The 14,577-nt window shown below is 66.0% G+C and carries 12 protein-coding genes; 1 reads left to right on the top strand and 11 read right to left on the bottom strand.

Annotated features, from left to right (window positions below; translation table 11 throughout):
• Positions 1–62: 62 nt before the first annotated feature.
• The 11 genes from RH857_RS05220 to RH857_RS05170 all read right to left on the bottom strand — a co-directional run bounded on the left by RH857_RS05220 (position 63) and on the right by RH857_RS05170 (position 12,919).
• Positions 63–1,166 carry a substrate-binding domain-containing protein gene (locus RH857_RS05220; RefSeq protein WP_310536916.1) on the bottom strand — a complete coding sequence of 368 codons (1,104 nt, stop codon included), beginning with the start codon at positions 1,164–1,166 and terminating at the stop codon, positions 63–65.
• 179 nt (positions 1,167–1,345) lie between these two features.
• Complete coding sequence (locus RH857_RS05215; protein ID WP_310536915.1) at positions 1,346–2,380, bottom strand: NAD(P)-dependent alcohol dehydrogenase; 1,035 nt, start codon at positions 2,378–2,380, stop codon at positions 1,346–1,348.
• The gene (locus RH857_RS05210) at positions 2,377–3,537 is read right to left on the bottom strand and encodes an acyl-CoA dehydrogenase family protein (protein WP_310536914.1); all 1,161 of its coding nucleotides are present in this window, start codon (positions 3,535–3,537) and stop codon (positions 2,377–2,379) included. Before RH857_RS05210 ends, RH857_RS05215 begins: the two co-directional genes overlap by 4 nt.
• Before the next feature lie 281 nt (positions 3,538–3,818).
• Positions 3,819–4,724 (bottom strand): HpcH/HpaI aldolase/citrate lyase family protein, encoded by a 906-nt coding sequence (locus RH857_RS05205; RefSeq protein ID WP_310536913.1) that lies wholly within the window; start codon positions 4,722–4,724, stop codon positions 3,819–3,821.
• 23 nt (positions 4,725–4,747) lie between these two features.
• Positions 4,748–5,152, bottom strand: coding sequence for a hypothetical protein (locus RH857_RS05200; RefSeq protein ID WP_310536912.1), 405 nt, complete (start codon positions 5,150–5,152; stop codon positions 4,748–4,750).
• A 132-nt stretch (positions 5,153–5,284) separates the two neighbouring features.
• Positions 5,285–6,220 (bottom strand): electron transfer flavoprotein subunit alpha/FixB family protein, encoded by a 936-nt coding sequence (locus RH857_RS05195; protein ID WP_310536911.1) that lies wholly within the window; start codon positions 6,218–6,220, stop codon positions 5,285–5,287.
• Positions 6,217–7,035, bottom strand: coding sequence for an electron transfer flavoprotein subunit beta/FixA family protein (locus RH857_RS05190; RefSeq protein ID WP_310536910.1), 819 nt, complete (start codon positions 7,033–7,035; stop codon positions 6,217–6,219). The genes RH857_RS05195 and RH857_RS05190 overlap by 4 nt, the downstream gene beginning before the upstream one ends.
• 82 nt (positions 7,036–7,117) lie before the next feature.
• On the bottom strand, positions 7,118–8,377 hold the full coding sequence (locus RH857_RS05185) for an alpha-hydroxy acid oxidase (protein WP_310536909.1): 1,260 nt from the start codon (positions 8,375–8,377) through the stop codon (positions 7,118–7,120).
• Positions 8,378–8,430: 53 nt separating this feature from the next.
• Positions 8,431–9,933 (bottom strand): rhamnulokinase, encoded by a 1,503-nt coding sequence (locus RH857_RS05180; RefSeq protein ID WP_310536908.1) that lies wholly within the window; start codon positions 9,931–9,933, stop codon positions 8,431–8,433.
• Positions 9,934–9,975: 42 nt separating this feature from the next.
• A complete protein-coding gene (locus RH857_RS05175; RefSeq protein ID WP_310536907.1) occupies positions 9,976–12,012 on the bottom strand; it encodes a bifunctional aldolase/short-chain dehydrogenase in 2,037 nt (678 codons plus the stop codon).
• A 145-nt stretch (positions 12,013–12,157) separates the two neighbouring features.
• A complete protein-coding gene (locus RH857_RS05170; protein ID WP_310536906.1) occupies positions 12,158–12,919 on the bottom strand; it encodes a DeoR/GlpR family DNA-binding transcription regulator in 762 nt (253 codons plus the stop codon).
• A gap of 215 nt (positions 12,920–13,134) precedes the next feature.
• On the opposite strand from RH857_RS05170, the gene RH857_RS05165 reads away from it, so the two are divergent.
• Positions 13,135–14,394: a hypothetical protein gene (locus tag RH857_RS05165; protein WP_310536905.1), complete on the top strand. Its 1,260-nt coding sequence runs from the start codon at positions 13,135–13,137 to the stop codon at positions 14,392–14,394.
• Positions 14,395–14,577: the final 183 nt, after the last annotated feature.

The raw sequence follows: 14,577 nt of genomic DNA, 5'->3' as shown, positions 1-14,577 counted from the left end.
GAACGCATGCGTCCTGCCGCCGTGTCGCGGGGTATCAGTGGGTGTCTAGTCCACTGAGGGGATCAGAGTCCGATGTCCTCGGCGCTGAGGAACTCCGAGTCGACGAGCTTCTCCTCGACGGTGTCCTTAGTCACCACTTCGGGCTCGATGAGGTAGGTCGGAACGACCTTCTCACCGTTGTCGTAGGTCTCGGTGTCGTTGATCTCAGGTTCGCCGCCGTCGCGCAGTGCCACGATCATCTCGAACACGGCCTGACCCAGCAGGCGGGTGTCTTTCCAGACGGTCATGGACTGGCGGTCGTCAAGGATGTTGATGACATTGGCGCGGTCGGCATCCTGACCAGTGAGGATCGGCCAGTCCTCACCGGGGGTGTAGCCCGAGGTAGAGAGCGCCTCGGCGATGCCCAGTGCCAGCGAGTCGTTCGGGGAGAGCACGACGTCGACTTGCTCCCCACCGGTGTAGAACGAGGAGAGCCGGTTTTCCATCTCAGACTGAGCACCTGCGGACTCCCAGCCCTGGATACCGATCGAGGCCCACTGGTCATTCGATGCCGGGGAGTTGCCGGAGGGGACCTCCAGGGTGCCATCTTCGATGTAGGGAAGCAGCACGTCCCAGGCACCTGAGAAGAAGAACCGGGCGTTGTTGTCGTCGGGGCTGCCGGCGAAGGGTTCGAGGTTGAACGTCTCGTCGGTGTTCTCCAGATCGAGCTGCTCCACAATGAAGTTGCCCTGCAGCTGGCCAACCTCGTAGTTGTCGAAGGTCGCGTAGTAGTCGACGTTCGGGGTGCCGTTGATCAGGCGGTCATAGGCGATGACAGTGATGTCCTCTTCGGCTGCCTGCTCCAGAACCGGTGCCAGTACCTCGCCGTCGATGGCGGCGATGACCAGCACGTCCACGCCGGAAGCGATCTGGTTCTGGATCTGGGAGATCTGCGTGCCCGTGTCGTTCTGCGCGTACTGAAGGTCGGTCTCGAAGCCCTCGTCCTCCAGCAGCTCCTGAAGCTGGGCGCCGTCGTTGATCCAGCGCTCCAGCTCACGGGTCGGCATCGAAATGCCGACGGAGGTGAGCTCGTCAGAGCCCTCTCCCTGGGTGGTGTTGCCACAGGCGGCCACACCGAACACCATTGTTCCGGCGAGTGCGACCCCTGCAATGCGGGTGATATTCATCTGTGTGTCCTCACGCTATGTGCCCGCCTTTGGGCAGTCGATGCGGTGATGGCAAGTGATTCAGCTCACTTGCGCCTCATCTTTATAGCAGGCGGAAACATCTGTGACAACAATCACCAACCAGTGTAGGGTGGGCAATTTTTAACGATTCAGCACTTAGGGGTTAGTGACCAGTGACGTTAAGGGGCTACCACTGCTTTGAGACTGTTCGGCTCGCGTCGTGCCAGGGTGAGCGCCTGCTCCGTCTCAGCCAGGCCGAAGCGGTGGGTGAGCACCGGCTCCACCGCGACCTTTCCGGAGGCGATGAGCTCCAGGGCCGCGGGGTAGCAGTTGCGATAGCGGAAGACTCCGGAGATGGTCAGCTCTCGTCCCTGCAGGGCGAAGACCTCCAGCGGCAGCTCATCCGCTCCCATCCCGATGACCACGGCCCGGCCGTTGCGGTCCAGCGCCCTCATGCCGGCTTTGAATGCGGCAGCGGCACCGGAGCATTCGAAGAGCACATCGAAGCTGCCCTCACTCAGGGGATCATCTCCGCGTTGTGCCTGGAAGCCCAGCTGTCGAGCTATCTCGAGCCGGTAGTCGGAGAGGTCGGTGAGAGTGACCGAGGAGGCCCCATAGGCGCGAGCGACCTGCGCGGCAAAGAGACCTACGGGGCCGGCGCCGGTAATGAGCACTCGGTCCCCCACGGTCACCTCAGCTTTGCGGGAGGCCCATACGCCGACCGAGACGGGCTCGGCCATGGCTGCCGCCTCAGCGCTCAGACCGGTCGGGGCCGGGTGAGCGAAGGCGGCGTCGTGGGTGATGTACTCCGCGATCGAACCGTCCACCGGCGGGGTCGCGAAAAACTGCATGTCAGGGCAGAGGTTGTAGCGTCCGGCCAGGCACTGGGTGCAGCTCTTGCACGGCACCCCGGGCTCCAGCGCCACAAGCTGACCGATGCGCCCCGGATCCACCCCCTCGCCCACGGCAGTGACAACGCCGGCAGACTCGTGCCCAATGACCATGGGTGAGTCCAGCACAAAGTCACCGATGCGGCCGTGCTCGTAGTAGTGGACATCGGAACCGCAGATGCCCACCGCACCGATGCGCACCTGGACTTCGCCGGGTGCCGGCTGCGGGACCGGTCGGTCCTCGATCGCAATGTCTCGCACCGCCCGCAGCACAGCGGAGGGGTTGGCGGCGGACCGCTCGGGGCTGGGGGTGCTGGGGGTCATGAGAGGAGGTCCTTCGCAATGGTCTCTTTGAGGATTTCGTTGGTGCCGCCGAAGATTGTCAGGAGTCTCACGGCAAGATAGGCCTGAGCAACGGGGTACTCCAGGATGTAGCCGTACCCGCCGTGCAGCTGCAGGCAGGTGTCCACGGCGCCCTTGGCAAAATCGCCGGCGTGCAGCTTGGCACGGGACGCCGCGACAAGGTTAAGGTCTCCGGCATTGAACTGCTCTACCGCGGCGGCCACCTGCCGCTGGGCCGCCTCGAGGCCTGAGCTGAGCTCTGCGAGCTGGAAGCGGGTGTTCTGGAATTCGGCAACCGCGTGGCCGAACGCCCGTCGGTCGCGAACGTAGTCCAGGGTCTGGTGGAGGGAGACCTCAGCGACGACGACGGCGGCAGCCGCCACGGCCAGGCGCCCCTGAGGCAGGATCGCCTTGGCGTATTCGAGCCCGCGCCCCTCTTCCCCGATGAGGTTCGCAGCGGGCACATGTACGTCATCGAAGAAGAGCTCTGCGGTGTCGGAGGCGCGAAGCCCCATCTTCGGCAGCTGCCGGCCGGGCTTGTACCCCGGGTTGTCCTGCTTCTCCACCAGGAAGAGACTGTGGCCGCCGCCCGTGTGCGCTTTGTCAGGGTCGGTGAGGGCCAGCACAAGGGAACCGTCGCCGGAGATGCCGTTGCCGATGAAGGTCTTCTGACCGTTCAGACGCCAGCTGCCGTCGTCGTTCTTCTCCGCCTTGGTCCGGACTCCCCGCAGGTCGGACCCGGCTCCGGGCTCGGTGAAGGCCACGGAGGTCACGAAGGAGCCGTCGACAAAGCGCGGCAGCCAGGTCTGCTTCTGCTCCTCAGTGCCGAACTGCAGCACGGCGGGCAGGACCCAGTCGTCGTGCAGGTGAAAAGCCAGGGCCACGGCGAGGGCGTCGGCGCGGGCGAGCTCCTCGTCGATGATCATGCGGAACCGGTAATCGGTGAGCCCCATGCCCCCGTGGTCCTCCCCCACTGCCAGACCCAGGAGCCCGTTCTCGGCGGCGGCCTCCCAGAGGCTGCGCGGCATCAGGTGCGCCTCGTCCCACTGCTTGTAGTGAGGGGCGACCTCGCGGGTCACGAACTCTCGGACGACCTCGCGGAACTCATCGTGAATCTCTTCATAAAAGCCACTGAACACGGAACTCAGCCTACTACCGTCAGCCGGAGGGACTCTGGGCGGCCGGGCCCTCGTTGATTCAGCAGTTGAGGTCACTGAAGCGGCCCGGAAACAGCTCCTGGGCTGCCCTCGTGACTCAAAGTGCCCAAGCACTGGTCCCTCACGGCCTCCAGAACCCTCGACCCCTCCACACGCGGCGGCAATGATGCCGCTGGCCCACAGGAGCGTGCGGCAGGGATAACACTCACCCGCGTTAAGCTGTGGGTACTGGCCTCGGGCAGGGCACCCAGCGGCGTCGGAGTTCAGGCCGCCTCGGGACTCAAGGTCGCAGAGTGGCGCTGCAGGATGCGCTGGGCCTGGATGATCACCGGCGCATCGATCATCTCGGCCCGGAAGCTGAACGCGCCCACCATGGATGCCTCGGCGGTGCGTGCTTCCTCCGGGGTGATCGACGCGGCGGAGGCGAACTCGACCAGCAGGGCCTTGGCCCATTCCACATGGCTGGGCTCCGGCGCATAGGCGGCGCGGACGGTCTCGACCTGCTGGGGATGGATGCAGGCCTTGGCGATGAAGCCTTCGGCGGCGGCGTCCGAGGCCTCCTGCGCCAGTCCCGTGGTGTCTTGAATGGCAGGATAGATGGTGTCGATGGCGGCGACGCCGTGGGCCCCCGCGGCGAGTAGCAGGTGAGCGCGAGCGTGCCGGATCACGTGCCGGAAGGCTCCTCCGGGCCCGCGCGCACTGGTGCCCCCGAGCCCGGCGATCAGATCCTCAGTCCCCCAGAACAGGGCCGCAACAGACCCGTGGGCGGCAAGCGCCTGGGCGGCGAGCACGCCGGCGGGTGTCTCAATCTGCGGGATTAGCTGTGCCTCCGGCAGAGCCTGCGCCACCGCGTCGAGCTGTTCGGGGCTGTCGCATTTGGGGACGACGACGAAGCGCACCTCAGTGCCGGCCAGCGCCTCCAGGTCCGCCTCCTGATGCCCGGAGACGGCGGTGTTGATGCGCACCAGGGTGCGCTCAAGCTGAAGACCCGGCTCCTGCCAATTCAGAGCGTGGACGAGGTTCTCGCGCGCCTGGTCCTTGGACTCGGGCGTGACAGCGTCCTCCAGATCCAGGATGACGGCGTCGGCCCTGGCGGCGGCCTTCTCGAAGCGGTCAGGACGATCGGCGGGGCAGAAGAGAAGAGCTGGACCGAGGTCGAGGAAGGACACGATGGTCTCCTAAGGAGTGAGGCTCATACGGGGAGGAAGCCAGCGGCGAAACCGCTTGAGAACGCGAAGATGATCAGAATGATGTAGCCGACGATGATCAGGGTGCCGATGATGCCCAGGATCAGACCGATCCAGCCGCAGATGCGCCCCGCGGTAGCGTCCACCCCTAGCGCCTGGGCCTTGCCGGCCTGCCAGATCGCGATGGGGCCCAGGATGATGCCCAGCCCCAGCACGATGGAGAGGATGCCGCACACCAGTGCTGTGGTGGCGTGGCTCTGGCCCTGCGGGTTGGGGGCGGCCTGAGGCTGCCAGGCTGCGCCACCCTGGTAAGCGTTGGGCGCTGGATAGGCCCCGTAGGGATTCTGGGAGTAGCCGCCCTGCACCGGCTCGTAGGCGTCTGGGCGGTCGTCCGGGTGCTGCTGGGTCATCTCAGCGGGCCTTTCTTGTGCGGGGCGTACTTCATCACTGTAACGTCCGGACCGGTGTGAGCATGAGCTTCAGCACCGGCGCGGCGCTGGGGCTCCGTCGCTGCACGTGGACCCAGCCAACTTCCGGTTGCGTCAGCTCTTGCGACGCCGGATTTCCTCGATCATCTGCGGCAGCACGTCGTTGAGGTCGCCGACCACACCGAAGTCAGCGATCTCGAAGACCGGGGCGTCCTCGTCCTTGTTGATCGCCACGATGGTGCCCGAGGTCTGCATGCCGGCCTTCTGCTGGATGGCGCCGGAGATGCCCACGGAGATGTAGAGCTGCGGCGAGACGGTGACGCCGGTCTGCCCGATCTGGGCGGAGTGGTCCAGCCAACCGGCATCAGTGGCAGCACGTGAGGCGCCGATCGCTGCCCCTAGCTCATCGGCGAGCTCTTCGATGAGGCTTAAGTCTCCGTCCACACCCCGTCCGGCGGCCACCACCACGCGCGCCTCGGCCAGCGGAGGGCGGCCGGTGGCCGGCAGCTCCGTCTCCTCCAGAATCTGCAGGGTGCTGGAGGCGCTGATGGGTAGGGCCGTCACCTCCGGCGTCGGGCCCGGTTCGGTGGTCTTCTCCGCGGTGTTGGGCCGCAGGGTGGCGATCAGGGGACGGTCCTCGACCAGCTGTGCGGTCGTGAAGTAGCTTCCGGCCAGCACCGGCTTGGTGGCCACTCCGCTTCCGGTGACACCCGTGGCCGCGGTGACCAGACCGGTGTCCAGGCGAACGGCCAGACGCGCCAAGGCGTCGACGACGTCGGGAGTGTCCGTGCCCAGGATGACGTCGGCGCGGACCTCTTTGGCGGCGGTCTCCAGCAGATCGGCCAGCGCGGCATCGGGGGCCCGCAGCGCGGTCTCTCCCGTGTAGACCTCCGTGACCGCTGCCAGCGCGAGCGGGGCCGCAGCGGACTCCGGGGCCGTGCCGGTGACCACGCGGACCTCGCCGAGCGCATCGGCGTGGGTGATCAGCTCCTGCTGGGCGCCGGTGAGGGCGGAGCCCACCTGGTCGAAGAAGACGAGTACCTGAGTCACAGCAGACGCTCCTTAGCCAAGAATTCGACGACGCGGGTGCCGGCGTCGCCGTCGTCGGTGATGATCTCCCCCGCCATGCGCTCGGGGCGCGGTTCGGCGGAGACCATGGACAGCCGGGCCTCCACCGCTGTGGCACTGAGCCCCAGATCGGTGAGGCTGAAGGTGGCCACCGGCTTCTTCTTGGCGGCCATGATGGCCTTGAAGTTGGGGTAGCGGGGATCGTTGGCCTGATCGGTCACGGACACCACCGCCGGAAGCGGAGCAGCGATGCGCTGGGCCCGGTCCCCGGCGAGGCGAGTGACCGTCAGAGTCTGGTCCTGAAGGCTCAGGCTTGTGGCCTGGGTGAGCGCCGGCAGCCCCAGCCGCTCGGCCAGCTGGGCGGGCAGCGCCCCGGATTCGCCGTCCTCACTGGCCATGCCGGTGAGGATCAGGTGCTGGGCGTCGTCGGCGAACTCCGCGGTGTCCAGCACGTGCTGCACGGCGGCCGCCAGGGCAGCCGAGCTCGCGTAGAGGTCCGCGCCGATGAGCGCCTCGTCGGTGAGGTGGTGACCGTCATCGGCACCGATCTGCAGCGCCTTCTTCACCGCCGCGGAGGCACCTGCCGGACCCATGGTCAGCGCGGAGACCCGCACCTGGGCGTCCGCATCCTGGGCCTGGAGCGCTTCCTTGATCTGCAGCGCCGCCTCCAGGGGGTACTCGTCGAGCTCCCCGAGGATGCCCTCAGAGCGGTCCAGACGCTGCTGGTCGTTATAGCGCCGCTCCAGCTGGGCATCGGGCACCCATTTCACCAGCGTGATGATGTGCAGTGCCGGCATGCGGTCCTTTCTTGCCGAGACGTACGGACGTGGTATCAGAAGACCCCCACTATGGTCGCACGAAACGGTGCCGCTTCCAGCGCTACTGCGGCTGGTCCACCAGAGTCTGGGAGTTCCGGGGCATCAGCCGGTGCAGCTGGGTGACGTGCTTGGGCTCCAGCTCCTCGATGCTGGGAACCTCCAGCAGCTTCATGGTCCGCTCAATCTGGTCCTTCAGGATCTCGATGGCGCGGTCCACGCCGGGGCGGCCGCCGGCCATCAGGCCGTAGAGGTAGGCGCGGCCGATGAAGGTGAACTTCGCCCCCAGCGCCAGGGAGGCCACGATGTCAGCACCGTTCATGATGCCGGTGTCGAGGGTGACCTCGAGGTCCTGGCCCACTTCGCGGACGACGTCGGGCAGCAGGTAGAAGGGCACAGGGGCCCGGTCCAGCTGGCGCCCGCCGTGGTTGGAGAGCACGATGCCGTCCACGCCCAGGTCCGCGAGCTTCTTGGCATCCTCCACGTTCTGCACGCCCTTGACCACCAGTTTGCCGGGGAAGAGTTCGCGGATGATCTTCAGGTCCTCGAAGTTGATGGAGGGATCCATCGCCTTGTCCAGCAGCTCTCCCACGGTGCCCCCGGTGGAGGAGAGGGAGGCGAACTCCAGAGGCGGAGTGGTGAGGAAGTCCATCCACCACCAGGGGCGCGGAATGGCGTTGATGATGGTGCCCAGGCTCAGTGCCGGGGGAATGGAGAAGCCGTTGCGCTTGTCCCGCAGCCGGGCTCCTGCCACCGGGGTGTCGACCGTGAAGAAGATGGTGTCGAAGCCTGCCGCCGCCGCCCGCTCGGTCAGGCCGTAGGAGATCTCGCGCTCCTTCATCACGTAGAGCTGGAACCAGTTGCGGCCGTGCGGATTCGCCGCCTTGACGTCTTCGATGCTGGTGGTGCCCAGCGTGGAGAGCGTGAACGGAATACCCGCGGCTCCGGCCGCCGAAGCCCCGGCAATCTCACCCTCTGTCTGCATCAGCCGGGTGAACCCGGTGGGGGCGATGCCGAAGGGCAGCGCCGAAGGCCCGCCGAAGACCTCGGTGGAGGTGTCCACCTGGGAGACGTCGCGCAGGATCGAGGGGTTGAACTCCACGTCCTCAAACGCCTGGCGGGCGCGGGAGAGGGAGAGTTCGCCCTCAGCGGCACCATCGGTGTAGTCGAAGGCAGCCTTGGGGGTACGGCGCTTGGCGATGGTGCGCAGGTCCTCAATGGTCAGCGCTGCAGAGAGCCTGCGGCGTGATGCGTTGAAGTCGAATTTCTTGAACTGCATCAGGGGGGCCAGATCGCGGGGCTTGGGGAGCTGTCGCTTCACCATGGGATCTCCTTCAGAAGCTGATGTGAGCGGTGTCGGCTGCGGGCGTCTGCGCGTCAGCGGGGCCGGTAGGTCTCGGGATTGTTGGTGCGGATGATGAGTTCCCGCAGGTCCTCGAGGCTGCCGTTCAGGGTTCCGGCTGTACGGGCCTGAATCAGCAGGTTGCCGATCGCGGTGGCCTCTACAGGTCCGGCAACCACAGGGTAGCCGCTGCGGTCTGCGGTGGCCTGGCAGAGGAGGGTGTTGAGGGATCCGCCACCGACCATATGGACGACGTCGATGCTGCGCCCGGCCAGCCGGGCGGCGTCGGTGAGCGCAGCGGCGAAGCCCGCGGCGATGGACTCCACGATGCTGCGCACGATTTCCGGCTTCGTCTCGGGGGCGGGAATCTCCTGCTCGGCGCAGAGTTCTGCAATGCGGGCGGGCATGTCGCCGGGGGCCACGAACCGCTCGTCCTGCACGTCGAAGACCGCGACCGCGTAGTTGGGCACCTCGGCGGCGGCCTCCAGCAGGGCCGGAAGGTCTTGGGGCTTGCCGCTCTGGCGCTCCCAGGTCCGCAGGGTCTCCGAGAGCAGCCAGGTGCCCATCACGTTGGTCAGGAAGCGGATGCGACCGTCGACCCCGCCCTCGTTGGTGAAGTTGGCCTCACGGCTGGCGTCGGTGACCACCGGCTCGTCGAGTTCCAGGCCCACCAGTCCCCAGGTCCCGCAGGAGATGTAGGCGGCGTCGGGGGTGGACAGCGGGGTTCCCACGATGGCGCTGGCCGTGTCATGGGAGCCCACCAGCGTGACCGGCAGGCGCTGCCCCAGCAGGGGGGTCAGCTCCTCCCGGGTCCAGCCGAGGGTCGCGCCGGGGGCGGCCACCTCGGTGAAGAGCGCCCGGGACAACCCCAGAGTCTCCATGAGATCGGTGTCCCACTCGGGCGCCCCCGAGGAGGTGGTTCGCACATCCAGCAGCCCGGTGGTCGAGGCGTTGGTGGCCTCGGTGAGCATCTGCCCTGTGAGCCAGTAGCCCAGCAGATCAGGCACCAGCAGCAGCTTCTGCGCCTGGGCGAGCAGCGGCTCCGCTGCCAGCTGGTAGAGCGTGTTGAACGGCAGAAACTGCAGACCGTTGCGGCGGTAGAGCTCGGCGAAGTCCGCCGTGGCGTGCACGGCCTCCACCCCGGATCCGGTGCGCGAGTCCCGGTAGTGGAAGGGCGTGCCCAGAAGGGTCATGCTGCCGGCGTCGTCGCCCTGCTTCGGAGCGGCGGCCCCATGCGCCTTACTGGCCAGGTGCGAGGGGCTGGCCAGCAGACCGTAGTCCACCGCCCAGGAGTCCACGGCCACGGAGGCGAGCCCACCCTCAGGCTTGGCCTGGCGCACTGCTGCTGCGAGCCCGTTCAGTGCGTGCTCGTAGAGTCCCACGAGGTTCCAGTGCAGCCCGTCGGGGAGGTTGATCACCCCATTGGGGAAGCGCGCGGCCTCGCGGAATTCGAGAGTATCGGGCCCGATGCGGCCGAGGACGACGCGCCCGGAGGAGGCGCCGAGGTCCACGGCCGCGTGCAGGGTGGTGTCTGCCATGTTGCTCCTGGTCAGCGTGCTGTATGCGGTGTAGGTGTGGCGCTACCGCAGGAACGCTGCGGCCACACCGGCGTCGACCGGCACGTGCAAGCCGGTGGTGTGGGACATGTCAGAGGAGAGCAGGGCGAACGCCGCGTTGGCGACGTTCTCCGGCAGCACCTCTCGCTTAAGGATGGTGCGCTGGGCGTAGAACTTGCCCAGGTCCTTCTCCTCGATGCCATAGGTCTTGGCACGGTTGGCGCCCCAGCCCGAGGCGAAGATGCCCGAACCCTGCACCACGCCGTCGGGGTTGATGCCATTGACGCGGACCTGGTGCTCGCCCAGCTCAGCGGCCAGCAGACGCACCTGGTGAGCCTGGTCTGCCTTGGTAGCGGAGTAAGCGATGTTGTTGGGCCCGGCGAAGACCGAGTTCTTCGAGGAGATGTAGATGATGTCTCCGCCGAGACCCTGTTCGATGAGGACCTTGGCGGCGGTCTTGGACACCAGGAACGAGCCCTTGGCCATGACGTTGTGCTGCAGGTCCCAGTCCTTCTCTGTGGTCTCCAGCAGAGACTTGGACAGGGACAGTCCGGCGTTGTTGACCACGATGTCGAGTCCGCCGAAGGCCAGCAGGGTCTCATTGACGGCCTGCTGGACCGCCTCCTCGCTGGAGACGTCGACGGCGACGCCGATCGCCTTATCGGGTCCGCCGATCTCCGCGGCCGTCTCCTGGGCCTTCTCCAGGTTCAGATCCGCGATGGCGACGACGGCGCCTTCAGCGGCCAGACGCTTGGCGATGGCTTTGCCGATGCCGGAGGCGGCGCCGGTGACCAGGGCGATTCGGGTGGCGAGCTCCTTGGGCTTAGGCATGCGCTGGAGCTTGGCCTCCTCCAGGGCCCAGTACTCGATGCGGAACTTCTCACGCTCATCGATGGGGGCGTAGGTCGAGAGTCCCTCAGCGCCGCGCATCACGTTGATGGCGTTGATGTAGAACTCTCCGGCCACCCGTGCGGTCTGCTTGTCCTTGCCGAAGCTGAACATGCCCACACCGGGCACCAGCACAATAGCCGGGTCGGCGCCGCGAATGGCGGGGCTGTCGGCCTCAGCGTGACGGTCGTAGTAGGCCTGGTAATCGGTGCGGTAGGCCTCGTGGAGCTCCCGCAGGCGGTTCACCGAGTCTTCGATGGAGGCATCCGCGGGGAGGTCGAGCACCAGGGGCTTGACCTTGGTGCGCAGGAAGTGGTCGGGGCAGCTGGTGCCCAGCTCAGCCAGGCGGGGGTGCTCCGCGTGGGCGAGGAAGTCCAGGACGACGTCGTCGTCGGTGAAGTGACCCACCTGCGGACGGTCTGCGCTGGCGATGGAGCGGATGGTGGGCATCAGCGCGGCAGCCTTGGCCCGGCGCTCAGCCTCCTCCAGAGGCCCATAGCCGTCCAGGGGCGCGCCGAAGGGCTGGGGCTTGGAGTTCTCTTCGATGTACTTGGCGGCCGTATCGATGATCCACAGGGAGTTCTGCTCGGACTCCTCAGAGGTGTCACCCCAGGCGGTGATGCCGTGTCCGCCGAGGATGCAGCCGACTGCCTGGGGGTTGGCACGCTTGATCTCGGCGATGTCGAGACCGAGCTGGAAGCCGGGGCGGCGCCACGGGACCCACACGACCTTGTCGCCGAAGATCTTCTCGGTGAGCTCGGGACCGTCCGCGGCGGTCGCGATCGCGATGCCGGAGTCGGGGTGGAGGTGGTCCACGTGAGCCGCGTCGACCAGGCCGTGCATGGCGGTGTCGATGGAGGGAGCGGCCCCGCCCTTGCCGTGGAGGGTGTAGTCGAAGGCGGCGACCATCTCGTCCTCGCGCTCCACGCCGGGGTAGGTGTTGGCCATAGCCCGCATGCGGTCCAGGCGCAGGGTGGCCAGGCCCGTCTCCTTCAGGGTGCCGAGGTCTCCGCCGGAGCCCTTGACCCAGAGGAGCTCAACGTCCTCACCGGTCACGGGGTCACGGTCAGTGCCCTTGGCGGAGGTGTTGCCGCCGGCGTAGTTGGTGTTCTTGGGGTCCGAACCGAGACGGTTGGACCGGGCGATGAGTGCTTCAACTGCTGGGTTGGTCATGGGGGCTCCCGAAGATGATGTTCGATATTGAGCAATCGAACAAAAAATATCACGCATGGGTTCGCAGGACAATCATGAAAAGTGCCCAGGCTCACACTAGGGGGAGCCGGGTCACGACCGAAAGAGTGCCCGCCTTGCAGTCGGACTAGAGGAGCTCCACGACAGGCCGATACGCGTCCAACCTGGGATGCGAAGGGTCAAGTTCGGTGACCAGGACATCCACCTCCTCCAGACCAAGCGCCCGGGCGACCGCTCGAGAGTTCAACTTCGAGGAGTCCACGAGCAGCACCGTAATGTCAGCGTGCTCGTGAAAAACCCGCTTGAGCGCAGCCTCCCCCGCCGTGGCCTCCGAGCTGCCCCATTCCGCGTCCAGGGCAGCCGCCGACGTCATGAAGGCGGAGTAGTGGAGACTTGCCGCCGTCAAAGAAGCATGGGGCCCCACAAAGCTGTCGGTCCGGCGCTCACGGTGGCCGCCCACGAGGACCGGCGTCACGCCCGGCCGATCTTCGGCCGCGCGAAAGTTCTCCGCGGAGTTCGTTACGACCGTCAAGTCGGCCGCGTCACTCAGCCCAGAAAGCAGCACCCCGATAGTGGATGAAGCATCGAAAGCGCAGACGCCTTCGCGGGGAACCAGACGCTGGGCTTTCTGCGCGATGAGTCGCTTCGCCGCGGCCTGCTTGCTGCTGCGCTCAGAAAAGCTTTGGGGCTGCAATGGCGCAACCGCACCGCCACGCACCCGTCGCACCTGACCGAGACTCTCCAGATCCCCTAGATCCCGACGCAGGGTCATCTCGGAAACCCCCAGGGTTTCAGCGGCGTCGCTGATCGTAATCCGCCCCTCGGCACCGAGGATTTCTAGAAGGCGGGAACGCCTCGACTCAGCGTCGAGCGACGAGGAAATGGCCATGCCTCGGAATGCTACCCGAGGAGGAGCCCCGGTCCGGACAGATCGATTCAGTGAAGCGTTCTCACCGTCTACCCGACCCTCTCCGAGCAGAATCCCCTGTTTTGCAGGCTTGACAGCCTCCTCTTCTTGTGACTACCGTCACAGCATGCCGTGGTTCAATGAACCATAGTCCCGAAGGGCCAAGTTCTTGGCCCCCGAAAACTAGGAAGTGCCACATGAGCAAAGCTGGTCCTTACGAAGGCGTCACCTCCTCCCAGGAGGCTATGGAACGAGCAATGACTTCGGGCAACGGAGTCCTGCGCCTAGCTCCCGCCTGGGTGCCTCGGGCGTTCTGCACACCGGGCAAGCGCATCCGCCTGCACCCGAATGACTATTACCCCCTGGGCAAGGACCGCGGCGGAATCGATGAGCGGTGGCTCGCGTCCGCAATCCGCGCGGAGAACGGTCCAAGAACGGACCCCTTCGAGGGCCTGAGCCTGGTGGTGGACCCCGAGGGCGGCGTGATCCCCTTCGACGAGTTCATTGCCCACTTCCAAGACCAGGCCCTAGGAACGCTCTGGGATACCCATCAGGGGTGGCCCATGTATTCGAAGTTCTTCGACAACCAGGCGCCTTTGCCTTTCCACATTCACCACCGCGACGAGCACGCAGCGCTGGTGGGCAAGCCAGGGAAACCCGAGGCGTACTACTTCCCGCCGCAAATGAACAACCATCTGGGGGAGTTCGGCTACACCTTCTTCGGCCTCCATCCCGAGACCACCCGTCAGGATGTAGTGGACAAGCTGGAGCAGTTCCTCACCGGTGGCGATAACAACATCACCGCGCTGTCCCGTGCTTACCGGATCACTCTCGGGACCGGATGGGACGTACCCGCCGGCATCCTCCATGCTCCGGCCAGTGTCTGTACTTATGAGCCGCAGGCAGCCTGCGACGTCTTCGCCATGACGGAATCCTGGTCCAATCATCGGGAGGTCCCGGATGAGCTGCTGTGGAAGGACGTCCCCGAGGAGCACCACGGGAACTTGGACTTCGTTGTCGATCTCGTGGACTGGGACCGCAACGTGGATAACCACTTCTACAGCAACCGCTTCACTCCCCCAGTGGAAACTACAGCCTCCTCGCAGGGCCAGGGCTGGACAGAGAAGTGGATCACTTACCGTTCGCCAAGCTTCAGCGCAAAAGAGCTCACGGTACAGCCCGGCTCGTCTGTCGCGGTCGAAGAAACCGATGCCTACGGTCTCATCTGCGTGGGAGGTACCGGGGAAATCGATGGCCAGCCACTGATGTCGGCCACGATGGTCCGCTACGGCCAGCTGACCTGTGATGAGTATTTCGTGACAGCTCCCGCCGCCTCCGCCGGAGTGACCATTCGCAATACACACCCCACGGAAGACCTTGTCATTCTGAAGCACTTCGGCCCGGGGAATCGAGAGCTGGAGCGCGACCGGCTCACCCTGCCCTTGGGGACAGCATGAGCCTCGAATGGGAACTGCCGCACCGAATCTACGGTGCCGATGCAGCAGAGTTACCACGCCGAGTCGGGTCCCTGTCTCAGGTAGCGCGAATCGACCGCTTCATCGAAGAAGAGGGCAAAGCCCGGGGCTGGCGGATAGCCGGAGTTGGAAGCGGTGGTCTGCGTAGTTGTAAGCGGTGTTCCG

Source organism: Nesterenkonia flava (genome assembly GCF_031432335.1).
Classification (GTDB): Bacteria; Actinomycetota; Actinomycetes; order Actinomycetales; family Micrococcaceae; genus Nesterenkonia; species Nesterenkonia flava.
Note: the sequence above shows the minus strand (reverse complement) of the source record. Positions and strands in the feature narration are given on the sequence as shown.

What these genes read in the sequence shown, in the direction of transcription:
- RH857_RS05165 (WP_310536905.1), top strand. Translation starts at nt 13,135, where the DNA reads ATGAGCAAAGCTGGTCCTTACGAAGGCGTCACCTCCTCCCAGGAGGCT.
- RH857_RS05170 (WP_310536906.1), bottom strand. Translation starts at nt 12,919, where the DNA reads ATGGCCATTTCCTCGTCGCTCGACGCTGAGTCGAGGCGTTCCCGCCTT.
- RH857_RS05200 (WP_310536912.1), bottom strand. Translation starts at nt 5,152, where the DNA reads ATGACCCAGCAGCACCCGGACGACCGCCCAGACGCCTACGAGCCGGTG.
- RH857_RS05185 (WP_310536909.1), bottom strand. Translation starts at nt 8,377, where the DNA reads ATGGTGAAGCGACAGCTCCCCAAGCCCCGCGATCTGGCCCCCCTGATG.
- RH857_RS05180 (WP_310536908.1), bottom strand. Translation starts at nt 9,933, where the DNA reads ATGGCAGACACCACCCTGCACGCGGCCGTGGACCTCGGCGCCTCCTCC.
- RH857_RS05175 (WP_310536907.1), bottom strand. Translation starts at nt 12,012, where the DNA reads ATGACCAACCCAGCAGTTGAAGCACTCATCGCCCGGTCCAACCGTCTC.
- RH857_RS05220 (WP_310536916.1), bottom strand. Translation starts at nt 1,166, where the DNA reads ATGAATATCACCCGCATTGCAGGGGTCGCACTCGCCGGAACAATGGTG.
- RH857_RS05215 (WP_310536915.1), bottom strand. Translation starts at nt 2,380, where the DNA reads ATGACCCCCAGCACCCCCAGCCCCGAGCGGTCCGCCGCCAACCCCTCC.
- RH857_RS05190 (WP_310536910.1), bottom strand. Translation starts at nt 7,035, where the DNA reads ATGCCGGCACTGCACATCATCACGCTGGTGAAATGGGTGCCCGATGCC.